Origin of the sequence: Amycolatopsis thermoflava N1165, assembly GCF_000473265.1 — a bacterium.
GTDB lineage: Bacteria > Actinomycetota > Actinomycetes > Mycobacteriales > Pseudonocardiaceae > Amycolatopsis_E > Amycolatopsis_E thermoflava.
On the sequence record NZ_KI421511.1, the window covers coordinates 3278613 to 3304590 of the forward strand.

Here is a 25978-nt window from a genome sequence, read left to right on the forward strand (position 1 = left end):
GGGCGCCAGGCCGTCCGCAGTCTCAGTCGAACACCACCAGGCCGCGGATGTTGCGGCCCGCGTGCATGTCCTCGTACGCCTGCGCCACCTCGTCGAGTGTGTACTCGCGGGTGATCAGCTCCTCGAGCTTGAGCTGGCCCGCCTGGTACATGCGCAGCAGGTTCGGGATGTCGCGGCGCGGGTTGGACTCGCCGAACAGTGAACCCTGCAGCCGCTTCTGCATGAGCGTCAGGTCGCCCAGCGCGATCGGTGCGCCGGCCTCGGTGATGTTGCCGAGGCCGGTCAGCACGACCGTCCCGGCCTTGCGGATCGACGCCAGCGCCTGGCCGACGTGGTCGCCCCGCACGACACCGATCGTCACGATCGTGGCGTCCGCGCCCTGCCCGTTGGTCAGCGAGCGCGCGAAGTCGGCCGCCTCCTCGATCGTGGCGAACGCGTGGGTCGCGCCGAACACCTTCGCCTTGTCCCGCTTGAACTGCACCGGGTCGACGGCGATGATCGTCTTCGCGCCGGCGTGCGCCGCGCCCTGCAGCGCGTTCGCGCCGATCCCGCCGATGCCCATGACGATCACGACCGCGCCGGGCTTGATGTTCGCCGAGTTGACCGCCGAACCCCAGCCGGTCGGCACGCCGCACCCGACGAGCGCGGCCGCCTTCAGCGGGATGTCCTTGCCGATCTTGACCACGGAGTCCACCGACGCGGTGGTGTACTCGGCGAACGTCGAAATGCCGCACTGCTGCCCGACCGGGTTGCCGTTCTCGGTCATCCGGAAGCTCGTGGGGTCGTCCGCGCGCGCCCCGGTGAGCAGCGACGCGCCCAGGTCGCACAGGTTGGACAGCCCCTGCGCGCAGAACTCGCACTTGCCGCACGCGGGCAGGAACGAGAACACGACGTGGTCGCCGACCTCGTAGCCGGGCGTGTTCGGGCCGACCGCGGTGACGACCCCGGCGCCCTCGTGGCCGCCGACGTACGGGTACACCGCGACGGGCACGTCACCGGTGGCCACGTGGTCGTCGGAGTGGCACAGGCCGGACGCGGCCAGCTTGACGGTGACCTCACCCTGGCGCGGGTCGTCCAGCTCCACGGTGGCGGTTTCGTAGGTGCCGGGGGCCTGGCGGACCAGGGACACCTTGGTGGTGATGGGCATGCTGCTCCTCCTCGAGCGAGCGTCCTCAGTGGACTCAGAGGACGACGGTGACGACCTTTTCCTCGGTGTTGGCGAGGATCCCGCTCCAGCCGAGCTCGCGGCCGACGCCGCTGGACTTCATCCCGCCCCACGGCAGGGCCGCGTCGATCGGGGCCCAGCCGTTGACGCCGACCGCGCCGGCGCGGACCTGCGCGGCGAGGGTGTGCGCGGCGGTGACGTCCCGGGTCCAGATGGTGGCGGCGAGGCCGTAGGTGGTGTTGTTGGCGATCCGGACGGCGTCGGCCGGGTCGTCGAACGGGATCACCGAGCCGACCGGGCCGAAGATCTCCTCGCGCGCGATCGTCATGTCGTTGTCCACGTCGGCGAAGATGGTCGGCTGCACGAAGTAGCCGGGCCGCTCGGGGCGGGCGCCGCCGGCGACGAGCCGGGCGCCCTCGGCGCGGCCCTTTTCGATGTAGCCGAGCACGCGGTCCTGCTGCTTCTTGTTGACCAGCGCGCCCATGGTGGTGGCCGGGTCGAGCGGGTCGCCGAGGACCTGCTGCCGCGCGGCGCCGGCGAGGGCGTCCACCACGTCGGAGTACAGCGAGCGGTGCACCAGCACGCGGGTGCCCGCGGCGCAGACCTGGCCCTGGTTGAAGAACAGGCCCATCGCGGTGCCGCCGATGGCCGCTTCGAGGTCGGCGTCGGCGAGGATGATCTGCGGCGACTTGCCGCCCAGTTCCAGGGTGATGCGCTTGAACGACTGGGCCGCGGCGACGCCGACGTGGCGGCCGACCTCGGGGCTGCCGGTGAAGCTGATCTTGTCGACGTCCGGGTGGTCGATCAGCGCCTGGCCGGTGACCTCGCCGAGGCCGGGCAGCACGCTGACCACCCCGTCGGGCAGGCCGGCCTCCTTGAGGAGCTTCGCCAGGTGCAGGATCGACAGCGGCGCGTCCTCCGGCGGCTTGACCACGACGGTGTTGCCCGCGGCCAGCGCGGGAGCGAGCTTCCACGCGGTGATCATCAGCGGCGTGTTCCACGGGATGATGGCGGCGATGACGCCGACCGGCTCGCGGCGCGTGTAGGAGTGGGTGGGGCGGCCGAGGTAGCCGTCGGTGGGGATGACCTGGCCGGTGATCTTGTCGGCCCAGCCGGCGAAGTGCCGGAACGTGCGGGCGGCGTTGGGCATGTCGAGGACGGTCGGCTGGCCGACGGGCTTGCCGATGTCGAGCGCTTCGAGGCGGGCGAGCAGCTCGGCGTCGCGGTCGATCAGGTCGGCGACGCGGTTGAGGATGAGGCCGCGCTGGGAGCCGGGCAGGGCGGCCCACTCGCCGGACAGCTGGGCGCGGGCGGCCTTGACGGCGGTGTCGACGTCCTGCGCCGAGGCGGCGGCGACGTCGACCAGCTTCTCCTCGGTGGCCGGGTTGAGGTCGGCGAACGTGCCCCCGGTGCCGTCGCGCCACTGGCCGGCTAGGAAGAGCTGGCTGGGGAAGGTCTCGGTGGTGGTCACGGGAGTGCTCCTCGGCGATCGGCGTCGACCACGACCCGGGTGGGCCGTCTGCCCCGAGGATGCTCCGCCACGTGGCGCCGGTCTTGCGTCTGCGCGCACGGCTCTTGTGCGTGCGCGCACCAGATCAGGCGCCGGGGGCAGGTGCCGCTGCTGCTCGGCGTGGAGCGGCTGCGCCGTCGAACTCACCGAGGCGCGCGGGCGTGTGGCTGCGGCTTTCGCGGGCCGAGCTCCTCCCAGCGCGGTCCTCACCCCTCGGCGAGCAGGTGCCGCAGGTACCGCTGCGGTGCGGCGAGGAAGTCGCGCGTCAGGCGCACCGGCAGCGCGTCGTCGTAATCGACCTGCGTGATCTCCCCGCTGTCATCGATCTGGTAGATCGTGGCGCCGGGCAGTGCGAGCAGGACCGGCGAGTGCGTGGCCACCACGATCTGGCTGCCCTGCCGGGCGAGTTCGGCCAGCCGCGCCAGCACTGCCATGCACCCGCGCACCGACAGCGCCGCCTCCGGCTCGTCCAGCAGGTACAGCCCGTTGGGTCCGAACCGGTACGTCACCAGGTCCAGGAAGGACTCCCCGTGCGAGCGTTCGTGCGGCGAGACGCCCCCGTACGCGGGCAGCAGGGGCGGTGACCCCTCGTCGCGGTCGAGGCGCTCGATCTCGGAGGCCACGTTGTAATAGGACTCCGCCCGCAGGAAGAACCCGGTGCGCGGCTTCGCCGGGCCCCAGGTCAGGACGAGGTGGTCGCCCATGACCGACTCGCTGGCGCGCGTCGCGAAGTTGAAGTTCCGGCTGCCGCCCTCGGGGTTGAACCCCGCGGCGACCGCCAGCGCCTCCACCAGGGTCGATTTGCCGCTGCCGTTCTCGCCGACCAGGAAGGTCACCCCGGGCGCCAGCGGCAGACCGCCGCTGCGGGCCAGGTGCGCCACCGCGGGCAGGGTGAACGGGTAGCGGCTCAGATCCGCGTCCGGGGCGAGCCGGACCCGCTGCACGAACACCGGCGCGCGCTATCCCGCCACCAGCTGTGCCCGGTGCTCGCGCGGGGTGCGGCCGTACTTGGCCCGGAACGTGCGGCTGAACTGCGCCGCGTCCACCAGGCCCCACGACGCGGCGATCGCCGCGACCGGGCGGGTCGCCAGTGCCGGGTCGGCCAGGTCGTGCCAGCACCGCTCCAGCCTGCGGTCCCTGATCCAGCCGGTGATCGTCGCGCCGCGGCGTTCGAACAGTTTCTGCAGCTGGCGCAGCGAAACGTGCACCGCGGCGGCCACCTCGGACGGGGACAGCGCCGGGTCGGACAGGTGCTCGTCGATGTACCGCTGCGCCGCCGTGACCACCGTGTCCGCGGGCGGCTCGGTCTGCGCGGCGAAACACGCGGCCAGCATGTCGACCGCCGCGTCCGACAGGAAACCCGCCTCCGGGCCGGGCTGCGCCACCCGCGGGTCCAGCCCGCGCAGCAACGCCGACGTCAGCGCGCCACTGCCGGCCGAACCCGGGATCGTCACCGCCGTCAGGTCGTCCACCCGCGGCGCCCGCGGCTTCAGCCGTCGCCGCGGCACGAGCAGCACCAGCATCTCGAAGTCGTCGTCGAAAACCAGCTCGTACGGCCGGTTCGTGTCGTACACGGTCAGATCACCGGGCGCCAGCCGCGCGGTGCGGCCGTCCTGCTGGACGATGCCGTGCCCGCGCAGCTGCAGCCCCACCTTGTACAGGTCGCCCGCCCGGCGCCGGATCAGGCCGCGGGTCCGCCGCGTGACCTGGCGCGTCGAGCTGACGACGGAGACCTGCAGGTCGGCCATCGGCCGGGCGTGCACCCGCCCGTGGAACCGGTTCCCGACCGAGACGACGTCCAGCGGCACGAACGCGCTGGCCAGCACGTCGCACCAGGACTCCAGGCTCGTCGCGGCGCCGGCGTCCAACGTCATCGGGAACGCGCCCACCTCGGCCTCCTCGCCTCGAATAACCGAACGCCCGGTCGGGTTGGCGCCATGGTACGTGGCCGGGTGCCGGGCGTCACCCTCCTGCCGGGGTCGCCACCCGGGCGGCGTCGCGGCGGCGCAGGTGCTCCGGCTCGGCGATGAACCGCGCGCCCAGCACCGACAGCAGGCACAACAACCCGCACACCAGCGCGATCGGCCAGGTCTGCCCGCCGGACGCGGACGTCAGCGCGGCCGCCACGAACGGGATGCACCCGCCGACGACGGCGCCCGCGATCTCGCGGGTGAACGTGACGCCGGTGTAGCGGTAGCCGACCGGGAACAGCTCGGACATCATCGTGGCCTGCGAGGCCAGCGTGAGGTCGTTGCACAGCGTGTAGAGCAGGACCAGCGCCGCCCAGATCACCACCGGCGTGCCGGTGTCGAGCAGGAAGAAGAACGGGTAGAACAGCAGCGCCGCCGCGGTCGCGCCGGTCATCATCACCGGCCGCCGCCCGAAGCGGTCGCACAGCCAGCCGGCGGTGGGCACCGTGACCACCTTGAGCGCGTTGGCGATGACGATGCCGAGCAGCCCGACCCACGCCGCGGCGCCGACCTCCTTGGTCAGGTAGCTCAGCGCGTAGACCGAGGGCAGGTAGCTGATCACGTTGGGCGCGACGGAGATCAGCATGCCGGGCAGGATCTTGCGGCCCGACGTGGCGAACAGCGTCCGCAGCGGCGCCCGGGTGGCGCGGCCCTCCTCCTTGGCGCGTTCGAACTCCGGGCTGTCCGGCACCTTGAGCCGCACGATCACACCCGCGACGCCGACCAGGCAGCTGAGCAGGAACGGGATCCGCCAGCCCCAGCCGGTGAAGTCCGCGTCGGACATCAGCGCCGAGGTCAGGAAGAACACGCCGGTCGCGACCAGCGAGCCGACCGCGTTGCCCAGCGTCGGCGCGCTGGCGTTGATGCCGCGCGCCCTGGTCTCGGCGTGTTCGGCGGACAGCAGCATCGCCCCGGCGTACTCGCCGCCGGCGCCGAGCCCCTGCACCACCCGCAGCAGCACCAGCGCCACCGGCGCGAACACGCCGGCGGTGGCGTAGCTGGGCAGCACGCCGATCAGCGTGGACGCCACGGCCATCACCATCAGGGTCACGAACAGCATCGTGCGGCGCCCGACCCGGTCGCCGAGGATCCCGATGATCACCCCGCCGACCGGGCGCGCGAAGAACCCGACGGCGAACGTGGCCAGCGACGACAGGGTCGCGACGACCGGATCACCGGAGGGGAAGAACACCTGCGGCAGCACGAGTGCGGCGGCCGTGCCGTAGAGGGAGAAGTCGTACCACTCGAGCGCCGTGCCCACGGTCGAGCCCACCGTGGCCCGGCTGATCCGGAGTCTCATCGCAGACCCTTCGTTGCGTCTGACGAACGTCTACATTAACGTTCATGGTGGCGACAGGCTACGAGTTCGCTTTCCCTGCGGTCAAGAGACAAGGAACCGCTTTGACTTACATGAACGTTAATGAGACGGCCCTGTCGAAGTACAACCCGCTGTCCCGCGTGCTGTGCTTCGACCGGTTCGACTCCACCACGCACGGCTGGACCGAGCTGCTCGGCAACTACGACGGCCGCGGCGACCTGGACACCGTGGACGACCACATGCGAGACTTCCGCCCGCCGCAGCTGTCCTCGTGCACGTTCTTCGACGTCGGCACGCACGGCACGCTGAGCGGCAACTACGCGCTCAAACTCGCGACCCGCCCCTACCCCGGCCACACCGCGACCGGCATCCGCCGCCTGACGATGGCGGGCCGCGGCCGGGTCCGCATCGAGACCCACTTCGCGTTCAAGGCGGAGGCGACCGTCGGGCACGAGGCGCCCGCGTCGGTGCCCTGGGACGGCAACCGGCACCCGTCGGAGTCGCAGTTCGGCGCGTTCACCGTGGCCACCGACATCTGCTCGGATGGCGGCCTGCGCTACCACAACGTCATCCGCTACCAGAACACGAACCTCGACGGCGAGATGACCAACCGCTGGATGTACCCGGTGGTGCCGGAGCCGACGCCGCGCGACCACCAGGAGGGCAAGTTCGCCCTCCCCTACGCCGCCGACTTCACCGCGCCGGACCCGGACGACTGGCGCACCTTCGGCGAGCCGCTGGAGATGTGCGTCAACGAGGTGCCCACCAAGATCAACTGGCACTACCTGCGCTGGGACATCGACACCAGCACGCGGTCCAATGTGGAGCTCCAGCTCAACGACCGCGTGATGGACATGCGGGACGTGCCCGTGCCGCCGTACCCGGACCGCTACGGCACGCTGGACAACCTGCTCAACTTCTACTTCTCGGTCCGCACCCACTGCGGCGTCCGCAACTTCCTGTTCCTGGACTCGGTCCTGATCTCGGTGGATTGGTGAGGCACGACATGCGCTCGACGACGACGGCTGTCCTGGAACGCAACACCGTGGTCCGCGAGGACTTCGCGACCGAACCCTACGAGCTGCCGTGGGCCGCCGAGGCCCGGTTCTTCGTGCAGGCGCTCGACCTGGACGGCCCGCTGGACTTCCGCACCGAGATCTCCCCCGACGGCCTGCACTGGTGCCCGCTGGACGACGTCGAGCACCGCATCGACGCCCCCGGCCTGATCACCTGGGCGGTGAGCGGGTTCGGCCAGTGGCTGCGGGTGCGCTGCGCCGTGGGTCCCGGCACGACCGGGAAGCTGCGCATCTATCTTGTTGGCAAGGGTTGATCCGGAGGTCAGGCTGGTGGTGCGCGCTCGGCGGGTCACGTTGCGTGACGTCGCGGACAGGGTCGGCCTGTCCGCGAACACGGTGTCGCGCGCGCTGTCGGGCAAGGACCAGGTCAGCGAGGCCACCCGCGAGATGATCGTCGCCGAGGCCCGGCGGCTGGGGTACGTGCCGAACAGCCACGCCCGGTCGCTGGTCTCCGGCACCACGATGGTGCTCGCGCTGGTGATCACCAACCCGTCGAACCCGTTCTACGCCGCGCTGATCTCCGCGGTGGAGCGGCAGTGCCGGATCGCGGGGTACTCGGTCCTGCTGCTGGTCACCGAGGAGAACGAGGACAACGAGGAACGCGCGGTGCAGCAGCTGCTGCGCTTCGGCGTCGACGGGGTGCTGGCGGTGCCGATCCAGCACCGGCCCGGGGTGTGGGCGGAGCTGTCCGCGGCCGGGCTGCCGGTCGTGCTGCTCAGCCGCGACATCCCGGAGCTGGGTTTCGACTTCGTCGGCATCGACGTCGAGCAGGCGGTCGCGGACGCGGTGTCGCGCGTGGCCGGGCCGGGGCGGGCGTGGCTGTTCGAGGAGGACCTGGAGATCAGCACGGTCGCCCAGCGCATCGCGGGTTTCCAGCGGGCGCTCGGCGGCGATTCGCTGGTGCTGAAGGTGCCCGGGCACCGGACGCGGGACGCGGCGCTGCCGTGGCGGCCGGACGACGCCCACCGGCTCGCGGCCGGGCTGATCAGCCGTGAGCACCACCCGGATCTGGTGGTCACCGGCAACGACTACTTCGCGCTCGGGGTCTACAAGGCGGTCCGGGAGTGCGGGCTGACCGTCGGCGAGGACGTGCGTGTGCTCGGCTACGGCGACCACCCGTTCGCCGCCTACCTGGAGCCGGGCCTGAGCACGATCCGGCTGCCTGCCGACGAGGTCGGCTCGGCCGGGGTGGAGTTGTTGCTGCGGCGGGTCGCGGACCCGGACCGGCCGCGGGAAACCGTGCGGTTGAGCGCAGAACTCGTCGAGCGCGGCTCGGCGCGCGTCGTGCGCTGATCGTCGCCGGACGTCCAGGAAAGATCAACCTTCCCGCCACAATCCGGACATAGCGTCCGCCGCATGAGACGCACTCCCCACCGGTGGACGGCGGCCGCGCTCGCGCTCGGCCTCGCCGCCGCACTCGTCCCCACCCTCGCCGCCGCCGCGCCCGGCGACGTCGTCGTCCGCGAGTCCTTCGCCGGCTCCGCGCTGCCCGCCGGGTGGACCCCCGTCGCAGGCACCTGGCAGGTCAGCGGCGGCAAGCTGACCAACACCGCGCCCGGGACGCTGTCCCGGATCACGTTCGGCACGCACCTGGAGGACTTCCGCGCCGAGGCGACCATCCGGTTCGATTCGGTGACCAACTCCAGCCGCTGGGCCGGCATCGTTCTCGACACCGCGCCGGGCGGGGCCGTGCCGTGGAGCCAGGCGGTCATGCGGTCGGCCTCCACCGCCACCAACGGCATCGAGTTCGCGCAGCGCACCGAGGCGAACACCTGGAAGGTGACCGACACCGCCGCCGCGCCGTACGACGCGGGCACCGGGCGCGACGTCCGCGTGGCGATCGAGGTGCACGGCAGCCGCGCGACCTGGAGCTTCGACGGCCAGACCGTCCTGACCACGACCAAGCTGCGGCGCAGCGCGTCGGGCGTGTTCGGGTTCATCGCCGACGGCGCGAAGATCAGCGTCGACGACGTGGTGGTCACCCAGCTCGAACCGCTGCCGGTGACCCAGCCGGACGGCGCGCTGCCGCTCACGGTCGCGCACCGCGGCTACTCCGCGGTCGCGCCGGAGAACACCCTCGCGGCGATCGAGGCCGGGATCCGCGCCGGCGCCGAGTACGTGGAGATCGACGCGCAGACCACCCGCGACGGCGTGCCGGTGGTCATGCACGACAACACCGTCGACCGGACCACCCCCGGCACCGGCGACATCTCGACGCTGACCGCCGCCCAGGTGACCGCGCTGGACGCGGGGTCGTGGTTCTCGCCCGCGTTCGCCGGGCAGCGGGTGCCGACCCTCGGGCAGGTGCTGGACCTGGTCCGCACCAGCGGATCGACGCTGCTGCTGGAGATCAAGGGCCCGGAGACCCGCGCGGAGACCACGCGGATCCTCGACGAGGTGCGCAGCCGCGGCATGGCGCGGCAGGTGCTGGTGCAGAGCTTCGACGAGCAGGTCCTGCGGGACGCGCGGGCGGTCGCGCCGGAGATCCCGCTGGGGCTGCTGCGGGGCGCGGTGGACGCCGATCCGGTGGCGACGGCGAAGGCGTTCGGGGTCGTGACGTACAACCCGTCCGCCGCCGCGCTGCTGACGCGGCCGGACACGGTGTCCAAGCTGAACTCCGCCGGGATCGCCGTGATGCCCTACACGGTGAACGACGCCGCGACCTGGCGGAAGCTGGCCGACGCCGGGGTGGACGCGATCATCACCGACCGGGCCGGGGAGCTCGCCGGCTGGCGGTCGGGCCACGCGGCGCCGTCCGTGACGATCTCGGTGCCGGGTGAGCTGCGGCGGTACGTGCCGGCGCCGGTCGCGGTGTCGGCGCGGGACGCCTCGTCGGTCTCGGTGACGCTGGACGGCACGCGGATCGACCCGGCGGTGCCGCTGGACCCGCGCTCGCTGACCGCCGGCGCGCACGAGCTGGTCGCTACCGCGACCGGCCCGGGCGGGACGGCTTCGGCGTCCGCGAAGTTCGAGGTCGTGGTCGACGTGACGGGCGTGCGGGTGCTGGTCGCCGAGGCCGGGGCGAGCCCGGAGGAGACGGCGACGATCCTGCGCCACCTGGACGCCGGGCGCTTCGACCAGGCCGCCGACGCGGTGCGCCGGGCCGGGTTCGCTCCGGAGCTGGAGCGCGTCCTGCTGGCGGACATCGCGTTGCTCGCGAGCCGCTGAGGCCCCGGGGTGGCGGGGCGATCTTGTCCCCGCCACCCCGTGCGGGTCAGACTGGCGCGGTGGATCGCGTGCGCATCGAGATCAGTGAAGGTGTCGCCGACGTGCGGCTCAACCGTGCCGACAAGCGCAACGCGCTGGACCCGGCGATGTTCGCGGCCCTGGTGCGGGCGGGCGAACGGCTCAAGACCGAGCCGGGGCTGCGGGCGGTCGTGCTCTCCGGCGAGGGCCCGGACTTCTGCGCCGGCCTGGACTTCGCGGCCTTCCAGGCGATGCGCTCCGGCGGCCGCATCACCGCGGACGTCGACCTGCCACCCGCCACGGGACCGGCGAAGGCGACCGGTCAGCGCGCCGCCTACGTGTGGACCGAACTGCCGGTGCCGGTGATCGCGGCGATCACCGGGCACGCCTTGGGCGGCGGGCTGCAGGTGGCGCTGGGCGCGGACATCCGGATCGTCGCGGCGGACGCGAAGCTGTCGATGCTGGAGATCAAGTGGGGCCTGATCCCGGACATGACCGGCACGCAGGTGCTGCCCGAGCTGGTCGGCCGGGACGTGGCGAAGGAGCTGACCTTCACGGGCCGGATCGTGAGCGGCGCGGAGGCGGTCTCGCTGGGCCTGGCGACGCGCGTGGCCGACGATCCGCGGGCGGAGGCGCTGGAGCTGGCCCGGTCGATCGCCGGGCGCAGCCCCGACGCGGTCCGCGCGGCGAAGCGCCTGCTGGACCTGCCGCGCGACCACGAGGCCGGCTTCGCGGCGGAGCAGCGGGAGATCACCGCCCTGATCGGCAGCCCGAACCAGGTCGAGGCGGTGACCGCGTCCTTCGAGAAGCGGGCGCCACGCTTCACCGACCCGACCTGAGCCGCGAGTCCCACACTCGCCGGCGGTGGGGCTCACCGCCCGGGCCCGCGGCTCCGGCCTCAGCCTCCGAGCAGGCCCGACCGCCGCAGGCTCTCCGCCGTCTCGCGGATGGTCGTCCGCTGGTCGCGGGGTTCCCAGCCCAGGACGTTCCGCGCCTTGTCCGTGCGGATCACCGGCACCTCGGCCTCGCCGGGAGCCTCGCGCACCGGCACGCCCAGCAGTTCGGCGATCTGCGCGAAGCTCATCGCCGGTCCGCTGCTCACGAGGAACCGCTCGCCGGCCGCCGACGGCGCGGTCATCGCGCGCACGTGCGCGTCGGCCACGTCGCGGACGTCGACCACGCCGAAGTACGACCGCGGCACGACCGGCATCGTCCCCTCCAGCATCGCCTTGATCAGGCCGGTCGAGGTGGACAGCCGGGGGCTCAGCACCGGTCCGAAGATGCCCGTCGGGTTGATCACCGCCAGCTCCGGTCCGCCCTCGCGCGCGAAGTCCCACGCCGCCCGCTCCGCGACGGCCTTCGACTTCACGTACGCGGTGTTGTCGTCCGCCGGGTCGGTCCAGTCGGTCTCGTCGTAGAAGCCGCGCGTCGTGCCGCTGTATCCGACGGCGGCGAACGACGAGGTCAGCACCACGCGCCGCACCCCCGCGTCCCGGGCGGCGCGGAGCACCCGCACCGCGCCGTCGCGCGCCGGGCGGATCACCTCGTCCTCGTCGGCCGGGTCGTCGGCCGGGAACGGGGAGGCGACGTGCAGCACGTACGCGCAGCCGTCCACCGCCTCGGCCCAGCCCACGTCGCTGTCCAGGGTGGCGACGGCGAACTCGGGATCCCCGCCGACCGCCTCGCGCACCTCCCCGGCCCGATCAGGCGACCGGACCGTCGTCCGCACGGCCCACCCGTCACTCAGCAGGCGGGCGATGACGTGCGTGCCGACGAACCCCGTCCCGCCCGTGACCAGGACGGGGCCGCGCGCGGTCACTTCAGCCGGGGCAACAGGCCCCGGATTTCGTCGGCGGCCCGCTCCTCGGCGGCCGCGTCACCGCGGTCCCGCGCGTCCCACAGCTCGGCCTTGAGCCGCAGGTAGTCGCGGCGCACCCGCAGCCGCTCGATCTCGGCGTCCAGCCGTTCGACGTTGCGGGCGAACAGGTCGCGTTGCTCGGCCGGGTCGCCGCCGTCGAGGTGGCGCAGGTAGACCCGCATGTCGGCCAGGCTCATGCCGGTCGAGCGGAGGCAGCCGAGCGCCTCGATGGTCTCGACCAGCTCGGGCGGGTACCGGCGGTGCCCGCTGGACTCGTCGCGGTCGACCGGCCCGATCAGGCCGATCTTCTCGTAGTAACGCAGGGTGGGTTCCGGCAGTCCGCTGCGCCGGGAGACCTCCTGGATCGTGCTCATACCGGCCAGTGTCGGATAGTTGAAGCGCTTGAAGTCAAGGGAAGGGCTGACATGACGCAGGACACGTACCGCCTCGGGGTGATGGACGGGGACGGCATCGGGCCGGAGATCGTGCCGGCGGCGGTCCGCGTGGTGGACGCGGCGGCGCAGGAGCTCGACATCGACTGGGTGCCGCTGCCGGTGGGCCGGTCGGCGATCGACGAGTTCGGCACTCCCCTGCCGGAATCCACGGTCGAGGCGCTGTCCGGTGTGGACGGCTGGCTGCTCGGCCCGCACGACAACGCGTCCTACCCGGAGCCGCACCGCTCGCGGCTCAACCCGAGCGGGTTCCTGCGCAAGCACTTCGACCTGTTCGCCAACATCCGCCCGGCCAGGGCGTTCGACGGGGCGCGGGCGCTGGTGCCCGGCACCGACCTGGTGATCGTGCGGGAGAACACCCAGGGTTTCTACGCCGACCGGAACACCTTCGCCGGGGCGGGCGAGTTCATGCCGACCCCGGACGTGGCGATCGCGCACGCCATCTTCACGCGCGAGTCGGTGGAGCGGATCGCGCACGAGGCGTTCCGGCTGGCGCGGCAGCGGCGGCGCCGGGTGACGGTGGTGCACAAGGCGAACGTGCTGCGGCTGACCAGCGGCCTGTTCCTGGACGTGTGCCGCGAGGTGGCGCGGCAGTACCCGGACGTCGAGGTCGGCGACATGCACATCGACGCGATGGCCGCCGCCCTGGTGCGGCGTGCGCCGGAGTTCGATGTGATCGTCACGGAGAACATGTTCGGCGACATCCTGTCCGACCTGACCGCGGAGATCGCGGGTTCGCTCGGCATCGCGCCGTCGGTGAACGTGTCGGCGGCGCGCGGGATGGCGCAGGCGACGCACGGTTCCGCGCCGGACATCGCGGGCCGGGACGTGGCGAACCCGGTGGCGATGATCCTGTCGGCCGCGATGCTGCTGGAGTGGCTGGGCGAGCGCCACGACGACCCGGCGCCGGCCCGGGTCGCGGGCATCATCCGGGAGGCGGTCGCCGAGACGATCCGCGGCGGTGTGACGACTCCGGACCTCGGCGGCTCGGCAGGCACCCGCGCGTTCACCGACGCCGTGGTGGTGTCGATCAAGCACATGACGGGCTGACCGACGCTGTGGTCCGCCGACATGGTGGACCGTCCCGGGCGCTGCCTACCCTGGCGATCTCGCAACGGTGCGCAGGGAGGATCGTCCATGAGAAGGTCTGTTGCCGTGCTGGTCCCGGCACTGGCGGCCGCGGCTCTCGCGGCGCCGGCGCAGGCGGATCCGGCGACGTCGTGCGCCGGGCTGGCGGGGCTGGCGATCCCGGCCGCCGCGATCGGCCTGCCGACCAGCGGCGGCACGGTGACGTCGGCCCAGGTCGCGGGCACGTACTGCCAGGTGGACGCGGCGCTGCACCCGGTCGATCCGGCGGCGCCGGACATCCGGATGCGCGTCGCGTTGCCGGCGGAGTGGAACGGCAAGGCGTTGATGTTCGGTGGTGGCGGCTACAACGGCACGATCCCGAACGTGGCTGGCAACGTCCCGTTCGGACCGGTCGGCGGCCCCACTCCCCTGGCGCGCGGTTATGCGACGTTCGCGAGCGATTCCGGTCACCAGGCCTCCCCGACGCACGTTCCGGCGACCTCGCTCGACGGCTCGTTCGGGGTGAACGACGAGGCGGTGCGCAACTTCTCGGGCGACGCGCTGAAGAAGACCCGTGATGCGGCGATGTTCCTGATCGCCGAGAGGTATTCGGCGCGCCCGTCGCACACCTTTTTCGCGGGCGGCTCGACCGGTGGCCGCGAGGCGCTGGCGGTGGCGCAACGGTGGCCCGCCGATTTCGACGGGGTGATCTCGGCGTACCCGGCGTGGAACGCGGCGAGCCTGGACCTGTTCTTCGGCTACGAGGCGCAGGTACTGTCGCAGCCGGGCGCGTTCCCGAACCCGGCGAAGCAGACCCTGTTGTACCGCAGTGTCGTTCAGGCCTGCGACGGTCTCGACGGCCTGCGTGACGGCGTGATCTCGAACGAGCCCGGTTGCCGGTTCGACCCTCGGTCGTTGCGCTGCCCCGGCGGCGCGGACACCGGCGACACGTGCCTGTCGGACGCGCAGATCCGCGCGGTGAAGGCGATTTCCGCTCCGCTACGGTGGAACTACCACCTGAACAGCGGCGAACGCGGCTACCCGGGTTTCCCGTTCCTGTCCGGCGCGGCGATGACCACCCCACTGCTCGGCATGGGCACGGTGGCCCCCGCCACCCCGATGCCGACCACCGCTGGTTACGGCGTCCAGTTCTGGGACCAGTGGGTGCGATACTTCGTGACCCGCGACCCAGGCTTCGACGCCCTGACTGTCGATCCACGCGATCCGGGCCCGTGGCGGGAGCGGATCGCCGAGCTGGCCGGGCTGCAGGACGTGAACAACCCGGACCTGAGCCGTTTCGCCCGGGGCGGCGGCAAACTCCTGCTGCTGCACGGAACAGCGGACGAGCTGGTCAGCCACCGGTCTACAGTGGACTATTTTGAGCGCGTGGAGCGCACACTGGGCAAGCGGGCAACGGATGCCTTCGCACGGTTCTACCTGATCCCCGGCGCGAACCACGCCAACGTGAGCGCGGCCTTCCCCGCCGCGTGGGACTCGCTGACTGCACTGGAAAACTGGGCCGAGCACGGAAAGCCGCCGGCCGACCCGGTGGTCACCGACGCCACCACCGGCCGGGCCCGCCCACTGTGCGAATATCCGGCCTGGCCCCGCTACCGGAACGGTGACCCAGCCGCAGCGACAAGCTTCACCTGCACCGGACGATCTGTGAACACAAGGTAGCCGGGTGGTCATCCCGTCGCCTGACACCGGCGCCATCACCTTGAGCCAGGGCCGCAACCCGGGCTCTCTCCGGCGGCCGACCATGCCAACCTTGCGGCCCTGGCTCAAGGTGATATGCACAAACCGGAAGGCGACGGGATGACCACCCAGCCACCCACCCAAGGTGAGGTGAAGTGCTCTTCTGGTCATCCCGGAGCCTGCCCGTCCGGCGAGGACTTCTTTTGATCTTTAAACCCGCGCCTTCGCGCGGCGAAGAGTCCGCCCTGCGGGCGGTGCGCCTCACGGCGCTCGAAAGGTCACCTTCCGACCACCCCCGCCCCCGATGCCTGATTGTGTTTCAGTCGCCGAGCAGCCGTGTCAAGGCGGGAAAGCGTGCCTTGACACGCCTGGTCGGCGACTAAAGATCGGCTGTGGATCGGGGGCGGGGGAGGTCTGGTTCGATGGTCGGTGCTGTTGCGTTGCCGGCTTGCGTTCGGGCGCGGGAGGTCTGGTTGGGGTAGTCGCTTGCTTTTCGTTGCCGGGCGGCGGTTGCGCGTGGGCGGTGGCGTTGATGACTCCACTGGGCGCTATGATGGACGAGACGGTATCGTCCCGACCATCTGAGGAGCGTTGTCGTGACTCTCTCCCCTGAGGACCGGCGCCGTCGCGCGCATGAGGCTCTGGATCGGCTTCACGAGCGCGTGCTGGCGCACGACATGGACGGCTTCGCCGACGTCTTCGCCCCCGGCGGGGTCATGGAGTTTCCCTTCGCACCGCCCGGCTGGCCCGTCCTCCGGGGCCGGGAGGCGGTGCGCGAGTACGTGCGCGACTACACCGACAACGTCGACATCACGGCGATCACGTCCCAGACCCGCCATGAAACCACCGACCCGGACGTGCTGATCGTGGAGTGGGAGGTCGACGGCACGGCGCTGCGCACGGGACTGCCCTACCGGATGCGGTACGTCAACGTGGTCCGGGTGGGCGCCGAGGGTATCGAGTCGCTGCGGGACTACTGGAGTCCGCTCGCCGCCGGGCACGCTCTCGGGCGGCTCGGCGAGCTGGTCGCCATGCAGGAGGGGGCTCAGTGAAAGTCCTGGTCACAGGCGCGTCCGGGAACACCGGGCGTCCCCTCGTACGGTTGCTCAGCGAAGCCGGGGCGACGGTCCGCGCGGCGAGCAGGCGCACCGGGTTCGACTGGTCCGACCCGGCCACCCACGACGCCGCACTGGACGGGGTGGAGCGGATGTACCTGATCGCACCGGTCGGGGTCGCCGAGCCGGAGCCCCTGGTGCGCCCGTTCCTGGAGCGCGCCCGGGAAGCGGGAGTGCGCCGGGTCGTGCTGCTCAGCTCGTCGGCTGTGGCGACCGGCGATCCGGGGCTGGGCCGGGTGGACAGCGCCGTACGGGAGATCATGCCGGAGTTCGCCGTGCTGCGGCCGTCGTGGTTCATGCAGAACTTCACCGGCGACCACCCGGTGGCCGAAGGCATCCGGACCCGCGGCGAGATCGTGACCGCGACCGGCGAGGGGCGGGTCGCGTTCATCGACGCCGCCGACATCGCGGCCTCCGCCGCGGCGCTGCTGCTCGCCGACAAGTGCGGCCGCGACGAACACGTGATCACCGGCCCGGAGGCCATCAGCTACACCGAGGCCGCCGCGATCTACAGCGAGGTGACCGGCGTCGAGGTGCGCCACACCAGCGTCGGGACCACCGACCTGGTCGACCGGTTCGTGGCGGCGGGCTACCCGGCCGACTTCGCCGCCGCGCTCGCCGCCCTGGACGAGGGCATCCGGCACGGCAGCGAAGACCGGGTGACCGGCACCGTGCACCGCCTGACCGGCCGCCCGCCGAAACCGCTGCGCCGCTTCCTGGCCGAGCAGCTCAGGCGCTGACGCGGCCCAACTAGGCTGGGCACATGGATTCTCCCGCCGCCGGCCTGACCGAACTCAGCCGCGGACTCGCCGGATACCTGCGGGCAGTCGCCGAAGCCGTCGGCGTGCCTGCGGAAGCGACCTCCTTCGAGCTCAGCGACACGGCCACCGCGTACCTGGGCCTGACCCGGCGGTGGCCGACCCGGCCGGGCGAGGACCTGATGCTGGTGTGGAGCGAAGGCAGCGGCTGGGCAGTGGCCGTGGAGACCGGGCCGGGCGAAACGCCGATGGTGCTCGCCTGGTTCGCCGGGGACGACGTGGTCCCGGAACCGGCGGACGTGGCGCGCTTCGTCACCGGGGTCATCGCCGCGGACCGCTCCGACGCGCCCCGCCCGGTATTCGCGGTGGACGTCGGCCGCACCGAACTCGCCGCGCGGCTGGCGCGGTACGTCGAGCCCTAGGCGGGCGGCACCACCACCAGGACGAGGCGATCACCCGCCGAGGTCGTCACATCCACGGTGTCCGAATCCTGCCTGCGGTAGCCCACGACCGGGACGAGCGAGCCACGCCGGTCGAAGTGGCGCACCGAGGGGTCCCAGGCGGTCGTGTGGTAGGCGATCCGGTCGATCGGCCCCAGGCGGGCTGCCAGCACCGCACGCAGTGCCGGCAGCTCCGCGGACAGGTCTCGCGACCGTGGCCACCAGGCCCCGTCGACGTACCCCGGGGTGGGCACCGACGGGTTCTGACTCGCTCGGAGTTTCAGCCGCGGCGGCCCGGCGGCCATACCGGCCTTCGGGGTGGTGGTGCGAACGTGCGGGCCCGACGACATGCCGGTGCTCCTGCCCCCGGCCCGTGACCGGGTCGGCGTCAGCGGCCGAGAACGGCGCCGGCTTGACCGCCCGCGCGCGGGATGCTCTCGACCCCCCTGACGCTACACCCTCCGGCGCCCGATGGCGGCGTCCGCGAGCGGATTTCCGTGCACCGACACCGGAAAGGGGGACGACGGGCATCACCCACCCCAGGCGCATTCCGTTGTCCACAATGTACCCGGAACGGCATCAGGAACCGGCGTGCTCGGCCAGGACCGCCGCCAGCGAACTCATCCCCGCGCGCCGCGCCAGCGCCCCGACCTCGGCCACGGTCCCCAGGGCGAGGCCCAGCCGGCGCGCGAGCCGCACCACCCAGTCGCCGACGTCCGTCCGGCTGGCGGTGACGTAGGCGTCGATCCGCCGCAGGAACGCGTCCTCCCGGATCCGCTCGTCCTCGCACCACACCCCCAGCACGCCGGTACCCAGCGGCACGAACGAGCCGATCCGGCTCAGCGGCACCCGGCCGGACGGCCGGAACGCCGTCGCGGGGAGCGTGACCTGCCAGAACCCGCGCTCGGTCTGAACCGCCCTGACTCCGTGGACGCCCTTGTCCGCCAGCCAGTCGGCGATGCGCTGCTCGTGCCGTCCCGGCTGGACGGCGAGCGCTTCCGACTCCACCAGCCCGGTGATCTCGGGCAGCGAGCCGCACAGGTCGCTCAGTTCCGGGTCCGCGGTGTCGGTGATCTGGCTGTAGACCATGTAACGCGGCGCGCGCCGGGCGTCGGCCGCGCGGACCAGGTACACCGGCAGGTACACGCATTCCTCGCCGAGACTCTCCGGCTGCTCGACTCGGAACGGCAGGTTGTAGTGGTCCCGGTCCGACCGGCCCTCGAGGTCGCGCAGCGTGTCCCGGCGGAAGCCGCGCGTGCTGGTCAGTTTCAGGAACCGCGGGTACGGGTGCGCGGCCGTGGCCGCGGCGGCTTTGTCCGCGGTCAGGAACGTGACGGTGCCGGAGTCGTAGTAGCCGCGGCTGAACGGCCGTGAGGAGAACGCGTCGAAGTACATCTTGCGCCGGTCCTCTCGCGTGGTCACGTAGCAGACCTGGTCCCGCTGCGACCGCAGGGCCAGCTCCGTGAGGGCGAGACGGCCGTCCCGGACGGTGACGTGCCCGATGGCCGACAGCACCCGGACGGCGCGGTCGACCAGGGGCTCGTCCAGGGCGAAGAACCGCGACAGCTCGGCCACCGAGGTCAGCCCGCCCTCGAGGATCCCGCGCTCCAGGAAGCGGTCGATGAGCTCGTAGGGCCTGCCCTCGGTGACGGTGGCGCGCACCTCGACCTGCCACACCGGCAGCAGGATCGCGAAGATCCGCGACGGGGTGAGCCCCTGTTCCCACGCCGCGTCGTCGAGCGCCCGCTCTTCGGGGTACAGCAAGGGTTTTCCGCTGCCGGTCATGCCAGTTCCGCTCCCGCTTCCCGCCGCTGCTCCAGCACGGCCATGAGCTCCCGGTGGTGCCGCACCTCGCCGTGGGCGAGCACGTGCGCGCGCAGGAGGTGGGCCAGGTCGCGGAACCCGCGGTCCCGCGCCCGGCACAACATGTCCATGTCGCCGACGAGCACCAGCTGCCGCCGGGCGCGGGTGAACGCGACGTTGGCCCGCCGCAGCTCGTCCAGGAACCCCACTTCGCCGGCGCGGTTGCTGCGCGTGAACCCGTAGAGGACCACGTCGCGCTCGCCGCCCTGGAAGGCGTCGACGGTGCCCACGTGGTGGTCCACCGCGTCCAGGTCCGGGATGTCCCCGGTGAGGAGCTGGGCGATCAGCCCGCGCTGCGCCCGGTAGGGCACGATCAGCGCCCAGTCCGCGCCGAGCCGGTGGTAGAAGGCGGCGAGCCGGGCCAGCAGCCGGGCCTCCGCGTGGTTGACCGTCCCGCGCGTCGCCCCGCGCCGCACGGGCGTTTCCGACCGGTCCCGCACCGGCAGCTGCGAGGTGTCGGCGAAGACCAGCGGGCCGGCGAACAGGGGGTCGTTGTGCACGCGCTCGACGTGCGTGGTCAGCCGCCCGCCGTAGAAGGCCGCGGAGGCGAAGTCGGCGATCACCTTCGGCATCCGCCGCTGCTGGGTCAGCGCCACCACGTGGCTCGGCGGCAGCGCGTGCCGCTCCACCAGGATCTCCAGTGCGCTCTTGGTGACGAGGTCCCGCACAGCGGGATCGCCGGTCTCCTCCGCCCACGCCAGCACGTCGCTGCCCACGATCGGGGGAAGCTGGCGGTGATCGCCGACCAGGACCGCGCGGTCGGCCCGGACCAGGGGGACCAGCACGTCCGCCGTGCCGATCTGACCGGCCTCGTCGATGATCGCCAGATCGAACGTCTCCCCGGCGATCTCCGGACGGGACGCGGCTCCGGTGCAGGTGGCTCCGACCACGTCGGCGTACCGGACCAGCTCCGGGTACAGCTGCTCGGTCGCCCCGGACACCGCGGTGCGCCACTCGTCGAGCAGCCGGGCGCGGGCGGTGAGGCACGCCAGCCAGGGCCCGAGCCCGGCGTGGACGTCGGTCAGCGCGGCCGGCAACGCAGCGGGATCGCCGGTGTCCGGCGGAACCGGCACGGCGTGGACGGGCCCGAGCGCCGCCCGGATCGCGTCGAGAGCCTGACCGGCCTCGGCCGCCCGCCGGCGGCGTGCCGACACCGCCTGGTCGAGCACACCGGCCGCCGCGATCACCTGGGGCGCGTCCCGGGTGGCCAGGTCGAGCGCGGCGGCGGCCTCGTGCAGGCGGCCGCGCAGCGTGGCGGCCTCCTGGCTGCGGGCCGCCAAGTCCGCCCGCAGCCGGTCGGCGCGGTCGCTCCGCCGCCGCGCCATCCACGCGACCCACCGCCTGCTCCACGGCCCGCCTCGCTGCGCACGCTCCTGGCATTCGAGCAGGCTCCGGAGCCGGTCGGCGCGTTGCGCGGCCGCGCGTTCCCGGTCGCCGAGGGCGCGGGCGAGGTCGTCCACCCGCTGCTGAGCCGGCCCGCCCACCGACCGGCGAGCGGCATCCAATGCCTGCCCGGCGCGGGCTTCCACGGCCAGGTCTTCGCGCAGCGCGGCGATTCGCCGTCCGAACTCGCCGGCCCACTCCTGCGCCACCGGCACACCTTCGTAACCCTGCCGCGCGACCGCCGTGGTGGCGATGATCTCGGCACGCAGCTCGGTGGCCAGGTGTTCCAGCAGGAACGTGCGGCCCTCCGCGTCGACCTTGCCCTCGCTGCCGACCCGGACCACGACCACGTCCCGAGGCAGCTTGGCCAGGACGTTGTCCACCGCCCGGTTCGTGAACGACGCGATGAGCGTGCGGCCCCGGTCCGGCGACAACGCACGGGCCCTGGCGATCTCGCTGATCGTGCGCGTCTTGCCGGTGCCGGGCGGGCCCAGCACCGCCAGCACGTCGCGGACCCCGAGCGCGGCGCGGAACGCGGCGAGCTGGTCGGCGTCGAGGGCCTCCGCCGGCTCGGCGGACACCGCCGTCAACGGCCGCGCGTCGTGGTCGACGAAGACGGACATCAGGTTGCGGTTGTGTGCTTTCCGCGACCGCAGGAGTGCGACGGCTTCGCGCTGCTTGGCGTAGACGACCTCGTTGGGCCGGTCCTGGAGCTCGCCCTGCGGCGCCAGCCGGTTCCAGTCGAGCGGCTGGTCGAACCGCACCGTCACCAGGTCGTCCTGGACCCGGACCACTTCCCCGCGTTGTTCCGGCTCGCCACGGAGCCGGACGAGCCGTCCGCGCTCCGGCCTCCGGTCCCCGGCGATCCGGAACACGTAGACCGGCGCGCCGCTGAAGCGCCGCTCCCCCACCGGATCGGCCGAGCGGTACGGGTACCTCGCCGGCGAATCGTCGTCGCGCGCGGCGAACCGGCGCGTGGTTTCGATGAGCTCGTCGAGCGTGTCGAGGAACCGCTCGTGCGCCGGTGAGATGTCCGGGGCCTGCCGCCGGTCTCCGCGCGCCCGCACCAGCGCGTCCCATTCCCCGGTGAGCCGCGGCCAGTGCGCACTGCTGCCGGGCGGGATCTGCGGCAGCTCGAACACCGCCCGCCACCGGGTGCGGACCAGGAGGTGCCCGTCGGCGAGGCGGTCGTGGTCGCGCATCCGGAGCGGATCGATCCCCACGACCAGGTAACCGTCCCCGTTGCGGGTGGGGAACAGGGTGACCACGTAGCCGTAGGTGTGCAACCGCAGGCTCCGGTCGCCACCGGGGCGCCGCGGTTCGGCGACGGTCACCGGCACGCCCTCCTGGCGGACGGCCAGATCCCGCAGCACCTGGTCCAGCCCGCTCGGCAGACCGGGGTGGTCACGGCCGGTCCTGGCCAGCTTGGTGTGCAGCTCCCTGGCGGGCACGAGGACGGCGGGCGTGGGGAGTTCGACTGTGCGGAACAACGGGGGGTCCTCAGGCGGGGATGGCGGGGAGAGTCGAAAGAGCCGTGATCAGCGCGCTCATCGCGGGGCGGGCGGCCGGGTCGGCGGCCAGCGCGGCGTCCAGGACGGCGGCGGCGCTGTCCGGCAGCGCGGGCACCCGGCCCCGGATCGGCATCGCCACCGCCGGGCTGGGCGGGGTGCCGGTGAGCAGGTGGCAGGTCATGGCCGCCACCTGGTAGACGTCGGCGGCGGCGCCGGTGAGCCGGGAACTCCCGCGGCGCTGCTCGGGCGCCCGGTACCGGTCGGGTCCTTCCCCCGGCGTGGGCGCGGAGGCGGCGAGGCCGAGGTCGACGAGCGCGAGGCGGCCGTCGTCGAGCCGGATGATCCGCTCCGGCGCCAGGTTCCGGTGCGCGGCGCCGGTGGCGTGCAGCGCCGCGAGCGCGCCGCAGAGCCCGGCGACGCCACGCAGCACCTGCCGCATCCGCCACGGGTCGACGGACTCGCCGGCAGCCGGGATGTCGGTGGCGAGCGTCTCGCCCGGACCGCCGAGGCTCCGCGACGTCGGCCAGCGGGTGGCGAGTGTCGCGAGGTGACCGTCGCGGAAGAAACCCAGCGGCCGCGGCAGTTCCGGCGCCCGGCCGTCCAGCACGGTGAGGATTTCGTGCTCCCGGGCCAGTGCGGCGACCGCCGCGTCCGCCGCTCCCGTCGGCTGCCGCACCGCCACCTGCCGGAGCCAGGCGCTGCCGTCGTCCGGCGGCAAGGCCGAGGCCCGCGCCTGGCGGCAGACGGCCGAGTGGTCCCGGTTCGGGTGTTCCGACCAGTGCTGCCCGTCCACGAGCCGTCGCACCCCGCCGAGGTCGACGACCGCTCCCACGGCCAGGACCCGGTCGGTCGGCGGCGCGGCGGCGCGGTGCACCACGACGACAGGGTCGACACCCGGCGCGGGCGGGGTGAACGTCCCGAGCGGGGGCTTCTCGTGCAGCGGCGCGCCGGTCAGGACGCGCAGCAGGTCCTCGGCTGCGTCGCGGGTGAATTCCGGGATCGAGTAGTAGTCCTGGGACGACGAGCACAGGCAGTCCGGGATGTCCTCGGGACGGCCGCCGGGCAGGACGACGGGCAGCACCCGCCGGGTCGACTCCGGGATGTTGCGGGCGAGGTTGTCGCGGAGCATCGCCGCTTCGAACTCACGGGTCCGCCCCTCGGTGCGCTGCCGCCCGCCGTCGGCCACGCGCTTGTACTCCGGCGAGGCGATGGCGAGCACGAACTCGGCTGTCCGCAACTGGTCGACGGTCCACGCGATCCAATCGCGGCGCTCGGTGGCGTGCCACTCGTCGTGTTCGGCATCCACACCCAGCCCGGTGCGCAGGAATGCCGCGAACTCCCGCACCGACCTGACGTGTTCCGGCGAATCCCGCGTGTAGGAGACGTACACCCGCCGTGAAATACCGACGGTACCCGGATTCCGCACGTTCGCCATCCTTTCCCGGATCCCGACCGCCCGTACGTTCTCACGGGAAACGCCGCCCGCGCAGGCGAATTGGCAAGCTGTCCACTATTTGTCCAGCGCGACTTCCGGACCGCGCCGGGAAAAGATGCTCTATCGTTTCCCGGTGGTTTCGACCGTGACCGTCTTCATTTCCTACGCGCATGACGACGAACCGCACCGCGCGGCGGTGCGCGAATTCGCTGCCTCCCTGCGCGCACAGGGCATCGACGCGGACATCGACGGCTGGGCGGACACCGACCGCCGCGACTGGCAGGCCTGGGCCACGGAGCACATCCTGAGCGCCGACTTCGTGCTCGTCGTGGCGTCCAAGGTCTACCGCGAGATGGGCGACGGCCTCGGGCCCGCCGACCGCCACCGCGGCGTCCAGGCCGAAGCGGCGCTGCTGCGGGACCTGCTGTCGGCGGACCGGGGAAAATGGACCAAGAAGATCCTGCCCGTGATCCTGCCCGGGCACCGCATCGACGAGATCCCGCTCTGCCTGCAGCCGCACAACGTGGACCGCTACGACGTCAGCTCCCCCGCAGGCATGGAGTACCTCCTCCGCACGCTGACCAGACAGCCCGAACACGTCCGTCCGCCCCTCGGCCCGCCCGTTGTCCTGCCACCGCGATCGGGCCCCGGCGCGGTCCCCGTCGGTCGGTCACCGCAGTGGAGGCGGCTCGCCCGGCCCGCGACCGTGCTCTGGGTGCCGGATCTCTTCGCCAACCGCTACCGCCCGCAGCGGGCCACGGTCGAACTGCACCTCGCTCCCGTCGAAGACGGCGACCGGCTCGGGATCCGGCGGCTCCAGCAGCTCGCCGACGACCTGTCCGGCCGTGGCCGGGCGCAGGGCCTGTTCACCCACGCCCAGGCTCTCGACACCGGCTTCTCGGACGAACTCGCCTGGGCGTGCTCGCGTGAGGGCGAAGCAGGTCTGGCCGTGCACCGGGACGGCCAGCGGTCCTGCTGGTTCGGCTTGCCGGCGAGGTCGATCGGCTCGGTGCTCGACGAGAACGACCTCACCGGACGGCTCGCGAAGATCCTCGGCCTGCTCCTCCGCGTCGACGTCCCGCTGCCGCGCGACCTGGCTCCGGCGCTTGGACTCGACCACGCCAGGTTCGTATACCTCGGGCGCGTGGACGACCCCCAGCCCAGCTCCATCGGGTTGCACCGGCGAGACCGGGTTCGACTGGATCCGGAGGAGGCGCTGGCCGTCGCGGACCTGCGCTCGTCGGCTCACGACATCGCCGACGAGCTGGTCGCCCGGCTCGTTCACCGGCTCCGCTCCTGACCGGGCTCCTCCGCGATCATCCGCCGCAACCTCGTCAGCGCGCGATGCTGGCTGATCCGGACGTTGCCGGGCGTGATGCCCATCGACTGGGCCGTCTCGGCCGTGGACAGCCCGGCGACGACGCGCAGGGCCAGGACCTCCCGCTGGGCCGGCGGGAGTCGCGCCAGCAGGCCGTTCAGCCGTCGTCCGAGGTCGAGGGTGAGGACGTGCTCCTCGGGATCGCGCCAGACCGTCCCGTTTTCCGGCAGCTCCGCCACCGGCTCCGAACGGTCACGCGACACCAGGCGGTAGGCGTCGGCCACCTTGTTCGCCGCGATCGCCCGCACCAGGAACAGGAACGAGCCACCCCGGTCCTCGTAGCCGGGCAGCGCTTTCACGACCGCCAGGCACACCTCCTGCGCGACGTCGTCGGCGGAGAGGTAGGACAGGTCACGACCGCCCATCCGCGCCCGGCAGTACCGGGCGACCACCGGTTTGACGAGTGCCATCAACGTGTGGACCGCGCGTTCGTCGCCCCGCCGGGCGGCCGCGACCACCGGGTCGAGCACGTCCTTTTCCAGCCGCCCCTCCGGCCTCGGGAGATCCGCGAGAACCGCGTACTCCTCGGTGGGGGCGGACGGCGGCGGATCGACGGCGGTCACCGGCGGCGAAACACTGGCGGTCACGGCTCGGCCCACCACGACGCCGCGGCGAGTCCGCTTCCCGGGCCACCCGCGGCACCACTGGCGATGTCCATCTCTGTCTCCCTGGTAACGAGGACGGGTGACAGGTTGATCGGGGTGCCGCGGTTCGGCGTTGCGGTGGCGCGGTTGTTGTCCTGGATTTGTCCGTTCGGCGGCTGACCGGCCGCGCCACGACAGGTCAATTCCGGG

General features: G+C 72.6%; 23 protein-coding genes. 11 read left to right on the top strand and 12 right to left on the bottom strand.

The window, feature by feature from the left end; all coding sequences use genetic code 11:
* Positions 1-22: 22 nt before the first annotated feature.
* The 5 genes from AMYTH_RS0116405 to AMYTH_RS0116425 all read right to left on the bottom strand — a co-directional run bounded on the left by AMYTH_RS0116405 (position 23) and on the right by AMYTH_RS0116425 (position 5945).
* Positions 23-1147, bottom strand: a complete 1125-nt coding sequence (locus tag AMYTH_RS0116405; protein WP_027931247.1) for an NDMA-dependent alcohol dehydrogenase — start codon at positions 1145-1147, stop codon at positions 23-25.
* Between the two features lie 34 nt (positions 1148-1181).
* Complete coding sequence (gene styD, locus AMYTH_RS0116410; protein WP_027931248.1) at positions 1182-2636, bottom strand: phenylacetaldehyde dehydrogenase StyD; 1455 nt, start codon at positions 2634-2636, stop codon at positions 1182-1184.
* Positions 2637-2881: 245 nt separating this feature from the next.
* Positions 2882-3625: an AAA family ATPase gene (locus tag AMYTH_RS0116415; RefSeq protein WP_027931249.1), complete on the bottom strand. Its 744-nt coding sequence runs from the start codon at positions 3623-3625 to the stop codon at positions 2882-2884.
* Between the two features lie 9 nt (positions 3626-3634).
* Positions 3635-4549 (bottom strand): AraC-like ligand-binding domain-containing protein, encoded by a 915-nt coding sequence (locus AMYTH_RS0116420; RefSeq protein ID WP_027931250.1) that lies wholly within the window; start codon positions 4547-4549, stop codon positions 3635-3637.
* A gap of 88 nt (positions 4550-4637) precedes the next feature.
* Positions 4638-5945 (bottom strand): MFS transporter, encoded by a 1308-nt coding sequence (locus AMYTH_RS0116425; RefSeq protein ID WP_027931251.1) that lies wholly within the window; start codon positions 5943-5945, stop codon positions 4638-4640.
* Positions 5946-6055: 110 nt separating this feature from the next.
* Here AMYTH_RS0116425 and AMYTH_RS0116430 point away from each other — a divergent pair, with 110 nt between their 5' ends.
* The 5 genes from AMYTH_RS0116430 (at position 6056) to AMYTH_RS0116450 (ending at position 11064) form a co-directional block, all read left to right on the top strand.
* Positions 6056-6961 carry a DUF6772 family protein gene (locus AMYTH_RS0116430; protein ID WP_017981535.1) on the top strand — a complete coding sequence of 302 codons (906 nt, stop codon included), beginning with the start codon at positions 6056-6058 and terminating at the stop codon, positions 6959-6961.
* Positions 6958-7293 (top strand): hypothetical protein, encoded by a 336-nt coding sequence (locus AMYTH_RS0116435; protein WP_223843117.1) that lies wholly within the window; start codon positions 6958-6960, stop codon positions 7291-7293. The genes AMYTH_RS0116430 and AMYTH_RS0116435 overlap by 4 nt, the downstream gene beginning before the upstream one ends.
* 16 nt (positions 7294-7309) lie before the next feature.
* The gene (locus AMYTH_RS0116440; RefSeq protein ID WP_027931252.1) at positions 7310-8332 is read left to right on the top strand and encodes a LacI family DNA-binding transcriptional regulator; all 1023 of its coding nucleotides are present in this window, start codon (positions 7310-7312) and stop codon (positions 8330-8332) included.
* A 63-nt stretch (positions 8333-8395) separates the two neighbouring features.
* Positions 8396-10207, top strand: coding sequence for a glycerophosphodiester phosphodiesterase (locus AMYTH_RS0116445; RefSeq protein ID WP_027931253.1), 1812 nt, complete (start codon positions 8396-8398; stop codon positions 10205-10207).
* A gap of 59 nt (positions 10208-10266) precedes the next feature.
* Positions 10267-11064 carry a crotonase/enoyl-CoA hydratase family protein gene (locus AMYTH_RS0116450; protein WP_228684822.1) on the top strand — a complete coding sequence of 266 codons (798 nt, stop codon included), beginning with the start codon at positions 10267-10269 and terminating at the stop codon, positions 11062-11064.
* Positions 11065-11123: 59 nt separating this feature from the next.
* Here AMYTH_RS0116450 and AMYTH_RS0116455 read toward each other — a convergent pair whose 3' ends face one another.
* Together AMYTH_RS0116455 and AMYTH_RS0116460 are read right to left on the bottom strand one after the other, a co-directional pair.
* Positions 11124-12044 (bottom strand): SDR family oxidoreductase, encoded by a 921-nt coding sequence (locus tag AMYTH_RS0116455; RefSeq protein ID WP_027931255.1) that lies wholly within the window; start codon positions 12042-12044, stop codon positions 11124-11126.
* The gene (locus AMYTH_RS0116460; protein ID WP_027931256.1) at positions 12041-12457 is read right to left on the bottom strand and encodes a MerR family transcriptional regulator; all 417 of its coding nucleotides are present in this window, start codon (positions 12455-12457) and stop codon (positions 12041-12043) included. The genes AMYTH_RS0116455 and AMYTH_RS0116460 overlap by 4 nt, the downstream gene beginning before the upstream one ends.
* Positions 12458-12508: 51 nt before the next feature.
* On the opposite strand from AMYTH_RS0116460, the gene AMYTH_RS0116465 reads away from it, so the two are divergent.
* From AMYTH_RS0116465 to AMYTH_RS0116485, 5 genes are all read left to right on the top strand, one after another.
* Positions 12509-13585: an isocitrate/isopropylmalate dehydrogenase family protein gene (locus AMYTH_RS0116465; protein ID WP_027931257.1), complete on the top strand. Its 1077-nt coding sequence runs from the start codon at positions 12509-12511 to the stop codon at positions 13583-13585.
* Positions 13586-13672: 87 nt separating this feature from the next.
* On the top strand, positions 13673-15283 hold the full coding sequence (locus AMYTH_RS0116470; protein ID WP_027931258.1) for a tannase/feruloyl esterase family alpha/beta hydrolase: 1611 nt from the start codon (positions 13673-13675) through the stop codon (positions 15281-15283).
* 614 nt (positions 15284-15897) lie between these two features.
* Positions 15898-16353: a nuclear transport factor 2 family protein gene (locus AMYTH_RS0116475; RefSeq protein WP_027931259.1), complete on the top strand. Its 456-nt coding sequence runs from the start codon at positions 15898-15900 to the stop codon at positions 16351-16353.
* Positions 16350-17156: a Rossmann-fold NAD(P)-binding domain-containing protein gene (locus AMYTH_RS0116480; protein WP_027931260.1), complete on the top strand. Its 807-nt coding sequence runs from the start codon at positions 16350-16352 to the stop codon at positions 17154-17156. Before AMYTH_RS0116475 ends, AMYTH_RS0116480 begins: the two co-directional genes overlap by 4 nt.
* A 23-nt stretch (positions 17157-17179) precedes the next feature.
* Positions 17180-17596 (top strand): DUF6292 family protein, encoded by a 417-nt coding sequence (locus tag AMYTH_RS0116485; protein WP_027931261.1) that lies wholly within the window; start codon positions 17180-17182, stop codon positions 17594-17596.
* Here AMYTH_RS0116485 and AMYTH_RS0116490 read toward each other — a convergent pair.
* The 4 genes from AMYTH_RS0116490 to AMYTH_RS47075 all read right to left on the bottom strand — a co-directional run bounded on the left by AMYTH_RS0116490 (position 17593) and on the right by AMYTH_RS47075 (position 23797).
* Positions 17593-17964: a DUF5994 family protein gene (locus AMYTH_RS0116490; protein WP_027931262.1), complete on the bottom strand. Its 372-nt coding sequence runs from the start codon at positions 17962-17964 to the stop codon at positions 17593-17595. The genes AMYTH_RS0116485 and AMYTH_RS0116490 overlap by 4 nt on opposite strands.
* A 229-nt stretch (positions 17965-18193) precedes the next feature.
* On the bottom strand, positions 18194-19399 hold the full coding sequence (locus AMYTH_RS0116495) for a hypothetical protein (RefSeq protein ID WP_027931263.1): 1206 nt from the start codon (positions 19397-19399) through the stop codon (positions 18194-18196).
* On the bottom strand, positions 19396-22350 hold the full coding sequence (locus AMYTH_RS45040) for a DEAD/DEAH box helicase (protein WP_051362702.1): 2955 nt from the start codon (positions 22348-22350) through the stop codon (positions 19396-19398). Before AMYTH_RS45040 ends, AMYTH_RS0116495 begins: the two co-directional genes overlap by 4 nt.
* 10 nt (positions 22351-22360) lie before the next feature.
* Positions 22361-23797 carry an SEFIR domain-containing protein gene (locus AMYTH_RS47075; RefSeq protein WP_167344595.1) on the bottom strand — a complete coding sequence of 479 codons (1437 nt, stop codon included), beginning with the start codon at positions 23795-23797 and terminating at the stop codon, positions 22361-22363.
* Between the two features lie 142 nt (positions 23798-23939).
* Between AMYTH_RS47075 and AMYTH_RS47080 the strand changes: the two genes are divergently transcribed.
* Entirely contained in the window at positions 23940-25106 is a 1167-nt protein-coding gene (locus AMYTH_RS47080) for a toll/interleukin-1 receptor domain-containing protein (RefSeq protein ID WP_167344596.1), read from the top strand.
* Here the strand turns inward: AMYTH_RS47080 and shbA are convergent.
* Positions 25088-25771 carry an RNA polymerase sigma factor ShbA gene (gene shbA, locus AMYTH_RS0116515; RefSeq protein WP_123683093.1) on the bottom strand — a complete coding sequence of 228 codons (684 nt, stop codon included), beginning with the start codon at positions 25769-25771 and terminating at the stop codon, positions 25088-25090. The genes AMYTH_RS47080 and shbA overlap by 19 nt on opposite strands.
* Between the last annotated feature and the right edge of the window lie 207 nt (positions 25772-25978).

What these genes read in the sequence shown, in the direction of transcription:
- AMYTH_RS0116470 (WP_027931258.1), top strand. Translation starts at nt 13,673, where the DNA reads ATGAGAAGGTCTGTTGCCGTGCTGGTCCCGGCACTGGCGGCCGCGGCT.
- AMYTH_RS0116425 (WP_027931251.1), bottom strand. Translation starts at nt 5,945, where the DNA reads ATGAGACTCCGGATCAGCCGGGCCACGGTGGGCTCGACCGTGGGCACG.
- AMYTH_RS0116430 (WP_017981535.1), top strand. Translation starts at nt 6,056, where the DNA reads ATGAACGTTAATGAGACGGCCCTGTCGAAGTACAACCCGCTGTCCCGC.
- AMYTH_RS0116465 (WP_027931257.1), top strand. Translation starts at nt 12,509, where the DNA reads ATGACGCAGGACACGTACCGCCTCGGGGTGATGGACGGGGACGGCATC.
- AMYTH_RS0116420 (WP_027931250.1), bottom strand. Translation starts at nt 4,549, where the DNA reads ATGACGTTGGACGCCGGCGCCGCGACGAGCCTGGAGTCCTGGTGCGAC.
- AMYTH_RS0116460 (WP_027931256.1), bottom strand. Translation starts at nt 12,457, where the DNA reads ATGAGCACGATCCAGGAGGTCTCCCGGCGCAGCGGACTGCCGGAACCC.
- AMYTH_RS0116490 (WP_027931262.1), bottom strand. Translation starts at nt 17,964, where the DNA reads ATGTCGTCGGGCCCGCACGTTCGCACCACCACCCCGAAGGCCGGTATG.
- AMYTH_RS0116485 (WP_027931261.1), top strand. Translation starts at nt 17,180, where the DNA reads ATGGATTCTCCCGCCGCCGGCCTGACCGAACTCAGCCGCGGACTCGCC.
- AMYTH_RS0116405 (WP_027931247.1), bottom strand. Translation starts at nt 1,147, where the DNA reads ATGCCCATCACCACCAAGGTGTCCCTGGTCCGCCAGGCCCCCGGCACC.
- AMYTH_RS0116445 (WP_027931253.1), top strand. Translation starts at nt 8,396, where the DNA reads ATGAGACGCACTCCCCACCGGTGGACGGCGGCCGCGCTCGCGCTCGGC.
- AMYTH_RS0116495 (WP_027931263.1), bottom strand. Translation starts at nt 19,399, where the DNA reads ATGACCGGCAGCGGAAAACCCTTGCTGTACCCCGAAGAGCGGGCGCTC.